This window comes from Brevundimonas sp. (genome assembly GCF_046295075.1).
Lineage (GTDB): Bacteria > Pseudomonadota > Alphaproteobacteria > Caulobacterales > Caulobacteraceae > Brevundimonas.
Window position 1 is genome coordinate 138482 of record NZ_JBKBOC010000005.1, and the last position, 15902, is coordinate 154383.

Below are 15902 nucleotides of genomic sequence, written 5' to 3' on the forward strand. Positions count from 1 at the left end.
CCCTAGCGCAGCACCCGGACCGACTGGGCCTTGATGACATAGTCGCCACGGCACTGGTTGGTGATCCGTGCGCCCTCATGACGCATGGTCTGAACGCCGTCACTTTCGCTCCAGGGCACGGCCCGGCCTGTGAAGACCACTTTGGAGCCTCCCAGGTCTTGCGCCGCGTTCTGCTGATTGAACGGCAGCGCGCCGCTGACGCACCGAAGGGCGGACGGCGGCATGCGCAGATCGCGCTGCGCCTGATAAAGCTGGAATTCTCCATTCGCCACCCGCACCCAGCCTGTGAACTCCGAAGCGTTCGTATCCAGGTTGGGATTGGTCAGGGTCGTGGTCGAGGCGCAGGCCGACAGGGCTGCGGCTGCTGCGACGACGATCAGGCTCAGCGTCTTCATGATCAAACTCCTCCGACTTGGGTCAGACCGCCCATATAGGGCTGCAGGACGGCCGGCACGGCGATCCGCCCGTCGTCCTGCTGATAGTTCTCCATGATCGCGACCAGGGTGCGACCGACCGCCAGCCCCGACCCGTTCAGCGTATGCACGAACTCGGTCTTCTTCTCGCCGGCCCGCTTGAACCGCGCCTCCATCCGCCGGGCCTGGAAGTCGCCGCAGTTCGAGCAGCTGCTGATCTCGCGATAGGTCCCCTGGCTGGGCAGCCAGACCTCCAGGTCGAAGGTCTTCTGGGCCGAGAAGCCCATGTCGCCCTTGCACAGCAGCATCCGCCGGAACGGCAGCTCCAGCGCCTTCAGCACCGCCTCGGCGCAGGCCGTCATCCGCTCGTGCTCGGCGTCGGAGTCTTCCGGCCGCGCGATCGACACCATCTCGACCTTGGAGAACTGGTGCTGGCGGATCAGCCCGCGCGTATCCCGCCCCGCCGACCCGGCCTCGGCCCGGAAACAGGGCGTCAGCGCCGTCATCCGCATCGGCGTGGCGAGTTCGTCCTCAGACAGGATGGTCTCGCGCACGAGGTTGGTCAGGGAGACTTCGGCGGTGGGGATGAGGAAACGGCGGTCAGTTTTAAAGTCATGCTCGAATTCGAAGAATTCAGCCGCCAGTGAATCGGACGCATGACTTCCATTTTCTTGAGCGAGAACTAGCGCCTCGCCTAACTGCATCCTCAAGCGATCAAGCTTCACGCTTCCGGCGCTGAACAAATCCTCCTCGAACTTCGGCAACTGCCCTGTTCCGAACATCGCCTCGTCACGCACCAGCAGCGGCGGGTTCACTTCAAGATAGCCGTGCTGATCCGTCTGCAGATCCAGCATGAACTGGCCCACGGCCCGTTCCAGCCGCGCCAGCTGTCCCTTCAGCACCGCGAACCGCGCGCCCGACATCTTCGCCGCCGCCTCGAAGTCCAGCATCCCCAGGGCCTCGCCCAGGTCGGCGTGATCCTTGGCCGGGCCGCCTTCGCGGGGCGTGCCCCAGCGCGAGACCTCGACATTGCCGGCCTCGTCCTCGCCGTCCGGCACGTCCTCGGCCGCCAGGTTCTTCAACCCCGCCAGCAGGTCGCGCAGCTCCTTGCCCACGCGCGCCTCGACCTCGGCCGCCGCCGCGATGTCGCCCTTCAGCGCCTCGACCTCGGCCTTCAGCCGGTCGGCCTCGGCCATGTCCTTACGCCCAATGGCAGCGCCGATCAGCTTGGACGCCGCATTGCGCTTGGCCAGGGCGTCCTGCCCCGTCGTCTGGGCGTGACGCAGTTCGCCGTCCAGCCGCAGGATGTCCGCCACCAGCCCGTCCGGCTCGTCCACCCCGCGCGACGACCAGCCCGCCACGTAAACCTGGGGGTTCTCGCGAATGGCTCTGATGTCGTGCATGGTCTGAAACTTCGGCTGGGCGGGAGAAGCCGAACGCTCTACCCGCCCACGCGGTTACGGGCAACGCGCAAGCCGTCGTCTCCTCCCCACAGCGTGGGGAGGAGGACCGCGCGCAGCGTGGTGGAGGGGTTTTTGAAGTCCCACAGGCGTCTCGCCTCTTTTTTAATGTCCGTCATCCTCGGCCTTGTGCCGAGGACCCACGGTCAGGCGAACTCGAACGTGAAAAGAAGGCGCACAACGGTTCGTGCGCCCCGCTCCATGATCATGCGGCGGACGGGTGGGTCCTCGGCACAAGGCCGAGGATGACGGGTGTAGAGAGGCGTGAATCGCACCCCAACCATCACAATGACGCTGGTCCATTCGCAGCGAATCCAATCGCTTGCCGAATTATGTCCCCGTCTCCCATCCCCCCTCCGAAACGCGCGTATTCTACACCCGTCCCGTCGCCCGGAGGGCTCGCTTGGCCTGCGACCTTGCGGCGGCGGGAGCGGATGGAACGGGAGCGGGTCTGAAACGGCTCGCGCTGACATCGACTCATGGAGCGGTGTCGGAGGGTCGAGGGGGATACTCGATCGCACTCGGGACGGGGTTCGCAGACTCCGCCGACCCGTCGCAGGCTTATGGGGTTAGGCGATAAGACCGCCACCGCTCGACGCCCCAAGCTTGCAGGCCAACCAACCGCGCGGAGCGTCATACCCTTCGTCGAAACGGTAACAACACAAACCAACTCCGGGCGAAGGCCCGGCGCTCCGCCCAGCCCTCCACCAACTTCGCTGCGATTGCGCGAGGCCGCACTCGCACGCCCAAACACCCGTTCACCCGCCACAGAATCTCGCCTACAACCCCATCATGGCCACGCTTCGTCCCGACACGCTGGCGGCATCGCTCGCGCGCATTTTCGAAGGTCGGATGATCGACCGGGCCAGTTGGTTCGCCCTGACCGGCGGCGAGCCGCTGTTCTCGGAAGGCGATCCCTCCGACACCCTGTATCTGGTCCGCTCGGGCCGTCTCGGGGTCTTCCGGCTGGACGCGGATCAGCCGCCGCACATGCTGGGCGTGGTCAAGACGGGCGAGCCCGTGGGCGAAATGGCCATGCTGGCCGGCACCCCCCACACCGCCACCGTCGTCGCCCTGAGGGACAGCGAGATCCTGGCCCTGCCGCGCGAGGCCTTCTTCGAGGCCGCCCGCACCGAGCCGGACCTGATGGTTGAGCTGTCGCGCCTGATGATCCACCGCGCCCGAGAGCGCACCGCCGGCGCATCGGAGCCCAGCGTCTTCGGCTTCGTCTCGGCCCGTCCCCGCCCGATCCGCGCCTTCGTCGAACGGATCGGCGCCGCCATCCAGGCCATGGGCTTCACCTGCCAGGTCATCGACCAGTCGGCCCTGACCTCGGCCGCCGAATGGTTCAGCCGCGTCGAGGGGGACCACGACTACGTCCTCTATGTCGCCGAACAGGATCAGCCCGCCTGGGCCAATCTTTGCGCCCGCCAGGTGGACCGGATGTTCATCGTGGGCAGCGGCCTTCTGGCGCCGCCCGCCGCCCTGCCGCGCCGCATGGGCTTCGGCGACGGGCGGCGGCTGACCGATCTGATCCTGCTGCGCGATCCGCGCATGCACCAACCCGCCAACACACGCATCTGGCTGGACGCGCTTCAGCCCGACCGCTGGTTCCACTGCGTCGAGGGGGTGGCCAGTGACGCCGAGAGGATCGCCCGCGTCGTCACCGGCACGGCCGTCGGCCTGGTCCTGTCGGGCGGCGGGGCGCGCGCCTATTGCCACATCGGCGCGATCAAGGCGCTGGAAGAGGCAAAGGTCCCCATCGACTTCGCCGGCGGATCGTCCATGGGCGCGGTCGTCGCCGCCGGGCCCGCCCTGGGCTGGAGTTCCGAACGCCTGGACTTCGAAATCCGCCGCGCTTTCGTCGATTCCGATCCACTGTCGGACCTGGCGGTGCCGATCATCGCCATGTCGCGCGCCCGCAAGGTCGCCGGCCTGCTTGAGCGGGCCTATGGCGACATAGACCTGGCGGACCTCGCCCTGCCCTTCTTCGCCGTCTCGTCCAACCTGACCTCGGGCCGGATCGAGGCGCACCGCACCGGCCTGATGCGCCGCGCCATGCGCGCCTCCATCGCCATTCCCGGCGTCCTGCCGCCCGTCGTCATCGACGATCAGGTGCTGGTGGACGGCGCCGTGCTGAAGAACTTCCCCACCAGCGTGATGCGCCAGTTGAACAGCGGCCCCATAATCGGCGTGGACATGTCCCAGACGCGCGGCGTCGATCCCCAGGCGCTGGAGAATCCGCCGTCCTGGTGGAAATGGATCCTGTCGGGCGCCTGGAAGGCCGGCCCGCCCATCGTCTCGATCCTGATGCGGTCGGCCACCATCACCACCGACAGCGAGATGAAGCAGTCGCGCGCCGACGCCGATGTGCTGATCCTGCCCCGGCTCGACAGCACCGACATCCGCGACTGGAAGACCTACGACGGTCCCGTCGCCACAGGGTACGAGGCGACAAAGGCGGCGCTTGCCGACCTGCCCTGCCCCGTCACCCAGATACGCCACTGTCCGACCGAAAAACCCAAACCGTCAGCAGAGGCGAAGGTTTAAAGCGGCGCGCACGCCCGTTCCAGCCAGGCCCGCACCTCGCCGTCCACCAACGGCCCGACCTTGGCCAGGGTCTCGGCGTGATAGGCGTCGACATAGGCCCGCTCGTCCGGCGTCAGCATCCCGACGTCGATCAGCTTGCGGTCGATGGGCGCGAACGTCAGCTGTTCAAACCCGTGCATCGGCCGTTCTCCCCCCTCGGGAACCACGGCCGGCGTCACCACCTGCAGGGTCTCGATGCGGATGCCCCAATGGCCCTCGCGGTAATAGCCGGGCTCGTTGGACAGGATCATCCCCTCCATCAGCGGCTGGGCCGTGCCCCATTTGGCGATCCGCTGCGGCCCCTCGTGGACCCCCAGATAGGAGCCGACGCCGTGGCCCGTGCCGTGATCGTAATCCAGCCCCGCCACCCACATCGGCGCCCGGGCGATGGCGTCCAGCGCCATGCCGCTGGTCCCTGCCGGGAATCGGATCGTCGCCATGGCGATGTGCGCCTTCAGCACCAGGGTGAACTTGTGCCGCTGGTCCTCGGTCGGTTCGCCGATGGCCATGGTGCGCGTCACGTCGGTCGTGCCGTCCAGATACTGACCGCCGCCGTCCACCAGCAACAGCGAGCCTTTCTCGACATTGCGGATCGTCGCGCCGACCGGCTTGTAATGCGGCAACGCCCCGTTGGACCCGGCCCCGGCGATGGTGTCGAAACTCAGGTCCTTCAGCGCGCCGGTCTCCTCGCGGAACCGCTCCAGCGCCTCGACCACCTCACGCTCGTTCGGCAGGGTCTCCTGCACCACCGTATCGACCCAGTGCAGGAAGCGGCTCAGCGCTGCGCCGTCGCGGATGTGCGCCTGTCTGCTGCCTTCGATCTCGACCGCATTCTTGGCTGCGCGGGGAATGGCGCAGGGGTCCAACGCCCGCACCACCGTCGCCCCGGCGCTCTCCAGCCGGTCGAAATACCAGGCCGAGGACAGCGACGGATCGATCATGACCTTCTGACCCGACAGCCCGTCCAGGGCGTCCGCCAACTGCTCGGTCGCCTCGATCCGCACGTCGTCGCCCAGCCAGCCCGGCAGCGCGTTCGTCACCTTGGCCGGATCCAGGAACAGCCGCGCCTTGCCGTCCGCCGCCAGTATGGCCTGACCGATCGGGAGGGGCGAACGGATCACGTCTCCGCCGCGCACATTGAACAGCCAGGCGATCGACATCGGCGCCGTCAGCACCACGGCGTCGGCGCCGGCCTCGGCCACAGCCCTGCCGATCCGCGCCCGCTTCGCCGCATGGCTCTCGCCCGAATAGACATCTTCATGCGGCACGACCGGCGCCGTCGGCTGGGCCGGGCGATCCGCGCCCCAGGCCAAGTCCAGCGGATTGGCGTCCACGGCCTTCAGCGTCGCCCCCGCCTTCTGCGCCGCCGCCTTGAAGGCGACCAGGGCGTCGGGGCTATGCAGACGCGGATCATAACCGATCACAGCCCCCTTCGCCGCCGTCTCCAGATAGGCGGCGACCTCCGTCAGATCGCGCCGCTCGAACAGGGCCGGATCGGTCTGTGCCTTCACCTGAACCGTATAGCGGCCGTCGGTGAACATGCTGGCCCGGTCCTGGAACACCACCGCCGCCCCGGCTGAACCGGTGAAGCCGGTCGCCCAGGCCAGCCGCTCGTTCGCATCAGGCAGATACTCGTTCTGATGCTCGTCTTCGTGCGGGATCAGAAAGCCGTCCAGCCCCTGCTTGCCCATCTCGGCGCGCAGCAGCGGCAGGTGCTTGGCCCCGAAGGACGGATCGGTCGTTTCGTCGAAGGTCTGGCGCATGATCGTCTTTGTCTCTCAGCCCTTGCGCAGTTGCAGCGCGCTCCAGGCGTCATGATGGATGGTCTGTTCGACCACGAAGCCCAGCGGCAGATAGGCCTCCAGCACCCGCTCTTCCTGCGTGCGCAGCAGGCCCGACAGGATGGCGACCCCGCCCGTCTTCAACGCCGCGCCGATCTCGGGCGCCAGCTCGACCAGGGGCGCGGCCAGGATGTTGGCGAACACCAGATCGTACGGCAGGTGCTGGGCGATGCGAGGATCGCTCAGGCCGTCGGCGAAATAGAAGTCGCACTTGGCCTCGTTGATCTCGGCGTTCTCGTTGGCGATCCGCGCCGACGGCTCGTCGATGTCGGTGCCGACGGCGACGGGCGTGCCGGTCTTGGCCGCCGCGATGGCCAGCACGCCGGTGCCGCAGCCGACGTCCAGCACCTTCTCGAAGGTTTCGGTGTTCAGCAGGTTGTCGAACGCCTCCAGGCAGCCGACCGTCGTGCCGTGGTGACCGGTGCCGAAGGCGGCGCCCGCGTCGATCTTCAGCGTCACCCGACCCTCGGGCACCTTGCCCTGATCGTGCGCGCCATAGACGAAGAACCGCCCGGCCTCGACCGGCGGCAGGCCCGACAGCGACATGGCCAGCCAGTCGGCGTCCGCCAGCTTCTCGACCAGGACCGTGACCGGGTGATCGGCCAGCACGGCCTTCAGCCCCTCGACCTCTTCATCGGTCGTGGGGAAGGCGTCGATGCGCCAGACGCCCTTGTCCTCGTCCTCTTCCAGGATGGAATAGGTCGCGCCTTCCAGCCGGGGATCGGCGTCAATGGCCTCTGCGGCGGCCTCTGCGGCGGCGCGGGGACCGCGAGCGATTATCTGAAGAGCGGACTCGGACATTTCTCAAACACCGGTAATATGGCGAATCGTAGCGATCCGGCGCTGTCTGCCCGTCGCCGCCGCGTTTTTATCAAACCGAGGGGTCGGGGAATACATGGCCAAGTCACCGTCTACGTCTAAACTAGCGTCGCCAAAGCCGGCGACCGCCGCTTCCAAGCCTAAAGCCGCGCCGAAGTCGAGCGCCGTGAAGCCCGCCGCCGCGAAAACCGCTGCGCCCAAGGCCGCCGTCAAGCCGGTTGCGGCGCCCAAGCCCTCTGCTGCAAAGGTCGCTGCACCCAAGGCTGCAACTCCCAAGCCCGCCGCCGCGAAAGCCGTAGCCCCGAAGGCCGCCGCCAAGCCGAAGGCCGCACCGGCCGCCAAGGCTCCGGTCGCCGTCAAGGCCGCGCCGAAGGCTGCAGCCAAACCCGCCGCAACGAAGACTGCGCCCAAGCCTGCCGCCAAACCCGCTGCTGCAAAAGCCGCCGCGCCCAAGGCAGCGGCCCCCAAGGCCGCCGCAACGCCAAAGGCCGCGCCTGCCGCCAAGCCCGTCGCGGCTGCACCCAAGCCTGTGGAACCCGCCGTTGCACCGAAGCCGGCTCCGACGCCTGCTGCCGCGGCTCCGGCTCCCAAGCCGGTCGAAGCCACCAAGCCCGCTGCTGCACCCGCCGCCGCCAAGTCTGAGGAAAAAGGCTTCTTCGCCAAACTGGGCGACATCATCTTCGGCAAGCGCTGACCGCATCTCGTATTCGAGCTTGCAGATCGCCGGACGGTTCGCCCGTCCGGCGATTTTCGTTTAAATCCACCCTTTGAGCCGCCGAGTCACCGGGACAAAAAGCCGAAATACTTGACTTTGGCGCAGGGACTTCTATATCGCCCCCAGCCTCGGGACAGGTCTGCGAAACGCGCCGCCCGCTCGCCCAAAGAGGGGCGGTTCCGTTGCTGCTATGCACGCAGACGCTTTCTCTCCCAAGGATTCATGACAGAATTTTCCCAACTGGGCCTTTCGCCCACGACTCTTAAGGCCGTCGCCGACACCGGCTACACGACCGCCACGCCCATTCAGGAACAGGCGATCCCGGTCGCCCTCGCCGGCCGCGACGTCCTGGGCATCGCCCAGACCGGCACCGGCAAGACGGCCGCCTTCACCCTGCCGCTGGTCGATCGCCTGTCCACCGGTCGAGCCCGCGCCCGGATGCCGCGCGCCATCGTCCTGGCCCCGACCCGCGAGCTGGCCGACCAGGTCGCGGAAAGCTTCGCCAAATACGCCAAGGGCACCAAACTGACCTGGGTGCTGCTGATTGGCGGCGTTTCCATGGGCGACCAGGTCGCGGCCCTGAACAAGGGCGTCGATGTCCTGATCGCCACCCCGGGCCGCCTGCTCGACCTGTTCGAACGCGGCAAGATGATGCTGAACGGCGTCGAGATCATGGTCGTGGACGAGGCCGACCGCATGCTCGACATGGGCTTCATCCCCGACATCGAGAAGATATTCAAACTGACGCCGCCGCGTCGCCAGACCCTGTTCTTCTCGGCCACGATGCCGCCCGAGATCACGCGCCTGACGGCCGCCTTCCTCAAGGATCCGACCCGGATCGAGGCCTCGCGTCCGGCGATGACCGCCGACACCATCACCCAGTACGTCGTCCGCATCCCGACCTCGGATCCCAAGGCCAAACGCGCCGCCCTGCGCGCCTTGATGAGCCGCACCGACGTGCGCAACGGCATCGTCTTCTGCAATCGTAAGTCCGAAGTCGACATCGTCGCCAAGTCGCTGAAGCAGCATGGCTTCGACGCCGCCGCCATCCATGGCGATCTGGACCAGTCGCACCGCACCAAGACCCTGGCGGACTTCCGTTCGGGTGCCCTGAAGATCTTGGTCGCCTCCGACGTGGCCGCACGCGGTCTGGATATCCCGGACGTCAGCCACGTATTCAACTACGACGTCTCGCACCACGCCGACGACTACGTCCACCGCATCGGCCGCACCGGTCGCGCAGGCAAGCTTGGTCAGGCCTTCATGATCGTGACCCCCGGCGACGACAAGTCGCTGGATAAGGTGCTGAAGCTGATCAAAATGGACCCGAAGGAGCTGGTTCTCGACGACGTCGATTTCGACGCGATTAAGGACGGCCCCGCCCGCAACGACAAACGCTCCGGCGGACGCGAGCATTCGGGCGAGCGCAGCCGCAGCCGGTCACGCAGCAGCAATGCCCCCGCCGCCGAGCCGACCGAAGTCGCCGCCGTCGCTGCACCCCAGGTCGCTCAGGCTCAGGCTCAGGCTCAGGAACCCGAAGCCCCCCGCAGCCGCAGCCGTCGCAAGGCCCGCCCGGAAGCCGCCGTCGAAGTGGCCGCCCCTGCCCCGGTTGCGGTGGAAACCGTCGAGACGGTCGAAGCGGTCGAGACGCCCCGCGCCCCGCGCCCAGACCGTGCAGAGCGTCCCGACCGTGCAGACCGCGAGCCTCACCTGTTACAATCCGACCGCCGCGGCGACCGCAAGGCCGCCAAGGACGACACGCAGCGTCAGGGCGTGCGCGGCTTCGGCGACGACATCCCGGCCTTCCTGCGCCGTCCGGTCATCGTGCGCGCCTGAACTTTGCACATAACGGCGCGGTGAAACCCCGCGCCGTTTACCCTGCATTACGGAACACTCCTTAGTGTCCGCCCCGATACGGCTCCAGAACAGGAGCCAAAGGGGAAGAAGAATGTCCAAACAGGTCGAGACGTCGCTCCGGGGTCCACAAGCCTACGCCCTGGCGCGTGATGTCATCGCCGAAATGGAAAAGGCAGGCGTCTGGCCGACGCCGCTGAACTTCGAACTCTGGCTGCATTATCTCAGCGATCCTGACGGCGCCCTGGCCCAGGAAATCCGGCGCCTTCTCGCCCAGTCCACGGTCATCACCGACAAGACATCGGAGATGCTGGCCGCCGAGTTCCTGCCGCGCGGGCGTCTGCCGGATCAAATCCGTGATGTCGGCGCCGTCCTCGACCGCGAACTGGCCAGCGTCGCCAGCGCCATCGCCATGGCTCACAAGACCCAGCACGACTATGGCGAGACCCTCGCCGACGCCTCACACTCCATGGAAACCGTCGAGGATCCATCCTCGCTGAAGGATCTCGTCGGCGGTCTGTCGACCGCGACCAACCGCGTGCGCCGCGAGACCGCGATCCTGGAAAAACGCCTGGAGAAGTCCAACAAGGAAGTCATTCGCCTGCGCGAGAACCTGGAACAGGTGCGCCGCGACGCGATGACGGACGCCCTGACCAACCTGGCCAACCGCAAGGCCTTCGACGAACGGCTTGAGGCCGCTTGCGCCGAGGACGACGGATCGCCGCTCAGCCTGGCCATCCTCGACATCGACCATTTCAAGCGCTTCAACGACACTTGGGGACACCAGACCGGTGATCAGGTGCTGCGCTATGTCTCCACCGTCCTGTCCAACATCTGCGGCAAGACCCGATTTGCGGCCCGGTTCGGCGGCGAGGAATTCGCGATCATCTTCCCCGGCGAAGGCGCGGGCGTGGTCATGGCGGCGCTGGAAAGCATCCGCAACGACGTGGCCTCACGCGCCCTGCGTCGGCGCTCGACCAATGATGACCTCGGCTCCGTAACACTTTCGTCCGGCTTCGCTCAGCGTCAGCGGGGCGAAACCGCCGCCAGCCTGCTGGAGCGCGCCGATGCCGCCCTCTACGAATCCAAGCGCGCCGGTCGAAACTGCGTCACCGCCGCGGCCGCGCTGGAAAAAGCGGCTTAGAGCCTGACAAGGCCAAGCTTTCTGCCATAGTCGCCCGATGCGCAGCTTCGCCTTCAATGTCGTCTACTGGATCTTGTCGATCGGCTACGGCCTGACGGCGGCATTCGCAGCGCTCGCGCCCGGTCGCGGTCCCGCCAGCTGGGTCATCCGCCGCTATGTGAAGCGCATGGTCCAGGCCATGGCGATCTTCGCCGGCATCCGGCTGGACGTGCGCGGCAAGGAGCGGCTGCCCGAAGGCGCTTTCATCATCGCCTCGAAGCACCAGAGCTGGGGCGACGGCTTCGCCACCTACGACCAGTTCGACGACATCGCCTTCGTCACCGGCGACCATCTGGAGAAGTTTCCACTGCTGGGCGGCGTGCTGAAGAAGCTGGGCGCCATCGTCGTCAATAGCTGCGGCGGCCATGAAGCGCGCAAGGCCCTGGCCATGCGTGCCGCCGAGGCCCGCGCCGAGAACCGCAAGATTCTGATCTACCCCGAGGGCCATCTCGCGCCGGTCGGCCAGAAGTTCAAATATCGCTCGGGCGTCTGGCACATGTACCGCGATTTCGACATGCCGGTCGTGCCGCTTGCCACCAACCTCGGCGTCTTCTGGCCTGAGGAGAAATACGAGAAGCATCCCGGCGTCGCCACGCTGGAGTTCCTCGACCCCATCCCCGTCGGCCTGCCCAAGGACGAGTTTCTGGCCCGCCTGGAAGCCGTCATCGAAACCCGCACCGCCGAACTGGTCGCCCAAGCGACGGGTCAGCCGGTAACGCCGGCCGTGCTGATCAATACGCCGAACTGAACGAGAAAGGCCGGGGAGGTCGCCCTCCCCGGCCCGATTCTTTTCGATCAATGGCCCGATCAGGCGGCGCCGTCAGCCTTTTTCTTCGACACTTCGGAATAGATCAGCAGTGGCTGAGCCTTGCCTTCGATGACCTCGGCATTGACCACGACCTCTTCGACGCCTTCGAAGGTCGGCAGTTCGAACATGGTCTCCAGCAGAATGCCTTCCAGGATCGAACGCAGGCCGCGCGCCCCGGTCTTGCGGGTAATGGCCTTCTTGGCGACGGCGATCAGGGCGTCGTCGGTGAAGGTCAGCTCGACATTCTCCATTTCGAACAGGCGCTTGTACTGTTTGACCAGCGCGTTCTTCGGCTCGGTCAGGATGGTGACCAGCGCCGCTTCGTCCAGATCTTCCAGCGTCGCCAGAACGGGCAGACGGCCGATGAACTCGGGGATGAGGCCGAACCGCATCAGGTCGTCCGGTTCGACGCCCTTCAGAATGTCGCCGGTGCGGCGCTCGTCGATTTCCTTGACCTTGGCGCCGAAGCCGATCGAGGCGCCCGCTCCCCGCGCCGCGATCACCTTCTCAAGGCCGGCGAAGGCGCCGCCGACGATGAAGAGGATGTTGGCCGTGTCGACCTGCAGGAACTCCTGCTGCGGGTGCTTGCGACCGCCCTGGGGCGGAACGGAAGCGACCGTGCCTTCCATTATCTTCAACAGGGCCTGCTGCACGCCCTCGCCCGAGACGTCGCGGGTGATCGAGGGGTTGTCCGACTTGCGGCTAATCTTGTCGATTTCGTCGATGTAGACGATGCCGCGCTGAGCCCGTTCGACATTGTAGTCGGAGGCCTGGAGCAGCTTCAGGATGATGTTCTCGACATCTTCGCCCACGTAACCGGCTTCGGTCAGGGTCGTGGCGTCGGCCATGGTGAAGGGCACGTCGATGATGCGCGCCAGCGTCTGGGCCAGCAGCGTCTTGCCCGAGCCGGTCGGCCCGATCAGCATGATGTTGGACTTGGCCAGTTCGACGTCGTTGTTCTTCGTCGCGTGGTTCAGGCGCTTGTAATGGTTATGAACGGCGACCGAGAGCACCTTCTTGGCGTGGCTCTGTCCGATGACGTAGTCGTCCAGCACGTCGCGGATTTCCTTGGGCGTGGGAACGCCGTCGGTCGTCTTCTTGAAGCCGATCTTGTGCTCTTCGCGGATGATGTCCATGCACAGTTCGACGCATTCATCGCAGATGAAAACGGTCGGGCCCGCGATGAGTTTGCGGACCTCGTGCTGGCTCTTTCCGCAGAACGAGCAGTACAGAGTGCTTTTGGCGTCTGAGCCGGCTGCTTTGGTCATAGACCCTTATCTCACTCCCGCGGGGCGAACCGAAATGGCCCGAAACGCGCTTCCCTCACATTGATGCCAGTACTCTGGCTGCGAAGGTCTTCAAAAAATGACAATTACCCATCCCACGTGCGACGACAACCCCGAAGGCGGCAAGGGATTGTTGCAGTGCGTGGATGGATCAGTGTCGGCGGGGATCAAGGCGAATGTCTGACATGGGGATCGTGCAGGATTTGCGCCAGTCCGAGGCCGCAGGGCGACCCATTGTCGCGTTCGATTTCGATGGGACACTGACGATTCGCGACAGTTTCACCGAATTCCTGCGCTGGCGCGCCGGTCCCGGCGCCTGGGCGCTGGGTCTGGTCAAGCTGGCGCCCGCGGTGGCGGCCTATGCCAGGGACCGCGACCGGGGTCGGATCAAGGCGGCGTCGGTGAAGGAGTTCCTGCAAGGCGTCGATCGCCAGACGCTGGAAGCCGAGGCCGAGCAGTTCGCGCAAGAAGTCTGGCCGCGCTTCATACGGCCCGATGCCCTTGCGGTCTGGAACGACTGGGGCCAGCGCGGCGCCCATCGCGTGATCGTGACCGCCTCCCCCACCACGACGGTTGCGCCTTTTGCCCGAAAGCTGGGCGCGGAAGCTCTGCTGGGCACCGAGTTGGTGTTCGGCGCCGACGACCGAATCACAGGCGCCTTTGCGGGTCCGAACTGTCGGGGTGAAGAGAAGGTGCGACGGATCAAGGCGGCCTATGGCGACGACATGACGCTGGTCGCCGCCTATGGCGACACTTCGGGCGATACCGAAATGCTGGCCATAGCCCAGGAGCCGGGCTTCAGAGTATTCCGCCAGAAGCCGTGACGGCCTTCAGTTGCCGTCGGCGTCTACGTCGAACACAACGGCCTTGCCGCGCGAAGCCGGATCCCATCCCGCTGCGATAGCCGAGGTGATGGCGGTGCGCACCGCATCGACATTGACCCGCTGCTTTTCCACATCCGGCCGGCCATTGGGTCGCAGCGGCGGCGGGAACTGCACGATGGCTTCGCGCTTGAAATCGACATGGCGCAGAGAGACGGCCATGCCCTCCCAGACATTGCCGCCCTTGGGCTGGGGCTGACGACGAAGTTCCCAGGCATAGGTTTCGCCGTCGACTTCGACCGTGCCGCTTGGATCTCGTGTGAACTGCATGGCGGTTCCGATAGCATGAAATGAAAAAGGCGCGCCGCGATCGGCGCGCCTTTTTTGGTCGTTTGCCGGGCGGCTTAGTTGCCGGGCGTCTTCACGCCGTCGGCGTCGGCCTGTTCGCGGCGATCATAGACGTGGTCCACGATACCCCAGGCCTTGGCTTCTTCGGCCGACATGAAGTGGTCGCGGTCCAATGTCTTTTCCACTTCCTCGTACGTCCGGCCGGTGTGGTGGACGTAGATCTCGTTCAGACGCTTCTTGGTGTAGCGGATGTCGGCGGCGTGCAGCTCAATGTCCGACGCCTGACCACGGAACCCGCCCGACGGCTGGTGAACCATAATGCGCGCGTTCGGCAAGGCGATGCGCTGGCCTGCAGCGCCGGCCGTCAGGATCAGCGAACCGGCGGAAGCCGCCATGCCCATGACCACGGTCGAGACGGGGCTCTTGATGTACTGCATGGTGTCGTAGATCGCGAGCGCCGAGGACACCTGTCCGCCGGGGCTGTTGATATACATGCTGATTTCCTTCTTCGGATTCTCCGACTCAAGGAACAGCAGCTGGGCGCAGATCAGGGACGCCATGCCGTCCTCAAACGGCCCCGTCAGGAAGATGATCCGCTCGCGCAGCAGGCGCGAGAAGATGTCGAAGGAGCGCTCGCCACGGCTGGATTGCTCCACCACCATCGGCACCAGGTTCATGTTCATCAGTTCGATCGGATCGCGCATGGATGCCTTTTCGGTATTTCGGGTTTGTAGTCGCGATTGATGCGACGACGTTGCCTCCAGCATATCGCGTTCGCCGCCTGCGGATGCAAGCACCCGGTCAGTCCGGTTGCGACTCTTCCCTCTCGGAAGCTGACCGACGGCGGCCGCTTTCCAGTCTTTCTGCCACCGCCGCTTCCTGAGCACGTGCCGAAGAACGATCAGGTTCAGCGTCATATAAGGCCTGCAGATAGGCGTGGTCCCAGTCCGTCATCCCAATGACGCCCTCGGGATCGTTGAACAGGTTCAAGACTGTCGGCTGATCCGAATAGTCCGCCCGCGGATCCACCTGCGCCAGCACGACCATCGCGGTATAGTCCATCAAGGCCGGCAACATCACGCCATTGGCCTTCGTCATATCGATAACCACAGTAGCCGAGCGGAGATCATAGCGCAGCGGCGAGCGCATTCGGCTGACGCTTCGCGATGAGGTCACCGGCGGATTCTCGCCAGCGACACGTGCAGCGAGCGCTCCGGTATCGGCGGACACCGGCAATGAGATGTGCCACCAACGTACAGGCGCGTCGCTAGTCTTGAACCGTTCCAGCGCCGCCAATCCCATATTGGTATTGTCGATCGGCGGACGGAATCGGCGACGCCAGCCCTCGACCAGGGCAGACGCAACGACTGCGCCGTCGTCGGCGCCAATCACGAGCACATTGGGTGAACAACCGGCTTCTCCGACACTGATGCCCAGCCCACTTGCGATATCGCCAATCCGATCAGCCAACATCTGTCCATAGGGGGCCTTCAGGTTCGCCACACTGACACAGAGCGGCGTGTTCCATCGCCCTAGTCGGGCGCCCGCCGGGGCCGTCGCGACGCGGCTGACGAACTGGCGCGTCGCTTCTCTTCTCGACACGCCCTGAACGATCACGTCCTCGACATCTACTGGCTCCGCAGTGCGAGATGTCTGAGCCTGCTGAACCGCCCCTGAGAGAACGAATGCGAAAGCGACAGCGATCAGCATCATGATATTCGGAAGCCCGCGACAGGTTGGTCAGCAAAAAGGGCCCGCAAAGCGG

The 15902-nt window shown here is 65.8% G+C and carries 14 protein-coding genes; 6 read left to right on the plus strand and 8 right to left on the minus strand.

Annotated elements, in window-relative coordinates:
• Positions 1-2: 2 nt before the first annotated feature.
• Both ACK4MH_RS06380 and serS read right to left on the minus strand, forming a co-directional pair.
• Complete coding sequence (locus ACK4MH_RS06380) at positions 3-395, minus strand: hypothetical protein (RefSeq protein WP_199060474.1); 393 nt, start codon at positions 393-395, stop codon at positions 3-5.
• 2 nt (positions 396-397) lie between these two features.
• Positions 398-1816, minus strand: coding sequence for a serine--tRNA ligase (serS, locus tag ACK4MH_RS06385; protein WP_409716276.1), 1419 nt, complete (start codon positions 1814-1816; stop codon positions 398-400).
• Between the two features lie 849 nt (positions 1817-2665).
• Here serS and ACK4MH_RS06390 point away from each other — a divergent pair.
• The gene (locus ACK4MH_RS06390) at positions 2666-4423 is read left to right on the plus strand and encodes a patatin-like phospholipase family protein (protein ID WP_409716278.1); all 1758 of its coding nucleotides are present in this window, start codon (positions 2666-2668) and stop codon (positions 4421-4423) included.
• Here ACK4MH_RS06390 and ACK4MH_RS06395 read toward each other — a convergent pair.
• Both ACK4MH_RS06395 and ACK4MH_RS06400 read right to left on the minus strand, forming a co-directional pair.
• Complete coding sequence (locus tag ACK4MH_RS06395) at positions 4420-6225, minus strand: aminopeptidase P family protein (protein WP_409716281.1); 1806 nt, start codon at positions 6223-6225, stop codon at positions 4420-4422. The genes ACK4MH_RS06390 and ACK4MH_RS06395 overlap by 4 nt on opposite strands.
• 15 nt (positions 6226-6240) lie before the next feature.
• Complete coding sequence (locus tag ACK4MH_RS06400) at positions 6241-7104, minus strand: 50S ribosomal protein L11 methyltransferase (protein WP_409716283.1); 864 nt, start codon at positions 7102-7104, stop codon at positions 6241-6243.
• A 184-nt stretch (positions 7105-7288) separates the two neighbouring features.
• Between ACK4MH_RS06400 and ACK4MH_RS06405 the strand changes: the two genes are divergently transcribed.
• The 4 genes from ACK4MH_RS06405 to ACK4MH_RS06420 all read left to right on the plus strand — a co-directional run bounded on the left by ACK4MH_RS06405 (position 7289) and on the right by ACK4MH_RS06420 (position 11622).
• The gene (locus ACK4MH_RS06405; protein ID WP_409716285.1) at positions 7289-7816 is read left to right on the plus strand and encodes a hypothetical protein; all 528 of its coding nucleotides are present in this window, start codon (positions 7289-7291) and stop codon (positions 7814-7816) included.
• A gap of 243 nt (positions 7817-8059) precedes the next feature.
• Positions 8060-9673, plus strand: a complete 1614-nt coding sequence (locus ACK4MH_RS06410) for a DEAD/DEAH box helicase (RefSeq protein ID WP_409716287.1) — start codon at positions 8060-8062, stop codon at positions 9671-9673.
• A 112-nt stretch (positions 9674-9785) separates the two neighbouring features.
• The gene (locus tag ACK4MH_RS06415; RefSeq protein WP_409716288.1) at positions 9786-10835 is read left to right on the plus strand and encodes a GGDEF domain-containing protein; all 1050 of its coding nucleotides are present in this window, start codon (positions 9786-9788) and stop codon (positions 10833-10835) included.
• A 37-nt stretch (positions 10836-10872) separates the two neighbouring features.
• A complete protein-coding gene (locus tag ACK4MH_RS06420) occupies positions 10873-11622 on the plus strand; it encodes a lysophospholipid acyltransferase family protein (protein WP_409716290.1) in 750 nt (249 codons plus the stop codon).
• A gap of 59 nt (positions 11623-11681) precedes the next feature.
• Here the strand turns inward: ACK4MH_RS06420 and clpX are convergent, their stop codons facing one another.
• On the minus strand, positions 11682-12950 hold the full coding sequence (gene clpX / locus ACK4MH_RS06425) for an ATP-dependent Clp protease ATP-binding subunit ClpX (RefSeq protein ID WP_135195870.1): 1269 nt from the start codon (positions 12948-12950) through the stop codon (positions 11682-11684).
• A gap of 194 nt (positions 12951-13144) precedes the next feature.
• On the opposite strand from clpX, the gene ACK4MH_RS06430 reads away from it, so the two are divergent.
• The gene (locus ACK4MH_RS06430; RefSeq protein WP_409716292.1) at positions 13145-13792 is read left to right on the plus strand and encodes an HAD-IB family hydrolase; all 648 of its coding nucleotides are present in this window, start codon (positions 13145-13147) and stop codon (positions 13790-13792) included.
• 6 nt (positions 13793-13798) lie between these two features.
• Here ACK4MH_RS06430 and ACK4MH_RS06435 read toward each other — a convergent pair whose 3' ends face one another.
• From ACK4MH_RS06435 to ACK4MH_RS06445, 3 genes are all read right to left on the minus strand, one after another.
• A complete protein-coding gene (locus tag ACK4MH_RS06435; RefSeq protein WP_346495330.1) occupies positions 13799-14119 on the minus strand; it encodes a hypothetical protein in 321 nt (106 codons plus the stop codon).
• Between the two features lie 74 nt (positions 14120-14193).
• A complete protein-coding gene (locus ACK4MH_RS06440; protein ID WP_135195868.1) occupies positions 14194-14841 on the minus strand; it encodes an ATP-dependent Clp protease proteolytic subunit in 648 nt (215 codons plus the stop codon).
• Between the two features lie 97 nt (positions 14842-14938).
• On the minus strand, positions 14939-15847 hold the full coding sequence (locus tag ACK4MH_RS06445; RefSeq protein WP_409716295.1) for a hypothetical protein: 909 nt from the start codon (positions 15845-15847) through the stop codon (positions 14939-14941).
• Between the last annotated feature and the right edge of the window lie 55 nt (positions 15848-15902).

What these genes read in the sequence shown, in the direction of transcription:
- ACK4MH_RS06435 (WP_346495330.1), bottom strand. Translation starts at nt 14,119, where the DNA reads ATGCAGTTCACACGAGATCCAAGCGGCACGGTCGAAGTCGACGGCGAA.
- ACK4MH_RS06390 (WP_409716278.1), top strand. Translation starts at nt 2,666, where the DNA reads ATGGCCACGCTTCGTCCCGACACGCTGGCGGCATCGCTCGCGCGCATT.
- ACK4MH_RS06420 (WP_409716290.1), top strand. Translation starts at nt 10,873, where the DNA reads ATGCGCAGCTTCGCCTTCAATGTCGTCTACTGGATCTTGTCGATCGGC.
- ACK4MH_RS06410 (WP_409716287.1), top strand. Translation starts at nt 8,060, where the DNA reads ATGACAGAATTTTCCCAACTGGGCCTTTCGCCCACGACTCTTAAGGCC.
- ACK4MH_RS06440 (WP_135195868.1), bottom strand. Translation starts at nt 14,841, where the DNA reads ATGCGCGATCCGATCGAACTGATGAACATGAACCTGGTGCCGATGGTG.
- ACK4MH_RS06400 (WP_409716283.1), bottom strand. Translation starts at nt 7,104, where the DNA reads ATGTCCGAGTCCGCTCTTCAGATAATCGCTCGCGGTCCCCGCGCCGCC.
- ACK4MH_RS06445 (WP_409716295.1), bottom strand. Translation starts at nt 15,847, where the DNA reads ATGCTGATCGCTGTCGCTTTCGCATTCGTTCTCTCAGGGGCGGTTCAG.
- ACK4MH_RS06415 (WP_409716288.1), top strand. Translation starts at nt 9,786, where the DNA reads ATGTCCAAACAGGTCGAGACGTCGCTCCGGGGTCCACAAGCCTACGCC.
- ACK4MH_RS06395 (WP_409716281.1), bottom strand. Translation starts at nt 6,225, where the DNA reads ATGCGCCAGACCTTCGACGAAACGACCGATCCGTCCTTCGGGGCCAAG.
- serS (WP_409716276.1), bottom strand. Translation starts at nt 1,816, where the DNA reads ATGCACGACATCAGAGCCATTCGCGAGAACCCCCAGGTTTACGTGGCG.
- ACK4MH_RS06380 (WP_199060474.1), bottom strand. Translation starts at nt 395, where the DNA reads ATGAAGACGCTGAGCCTGATCGTCGTCGCAGCAGCCGCAGCCCTGTCG.
- clpX (WP_135195870.1), bottom strand. Translation starts at nt 12,950, where the DNA reads ATGACCAAAGCAGCCGGCTCAGACGCCAAAAGCACTCTGTACTGCTCG.
- ACK4MH_RS06430 (WP_409716292.1), top strand. Translation starts at nt 13,145, where the DNA reads ATGTCTGACATGGGGATCGTGCAGGATTTGCGCCAGTCCGAGGCCGCA.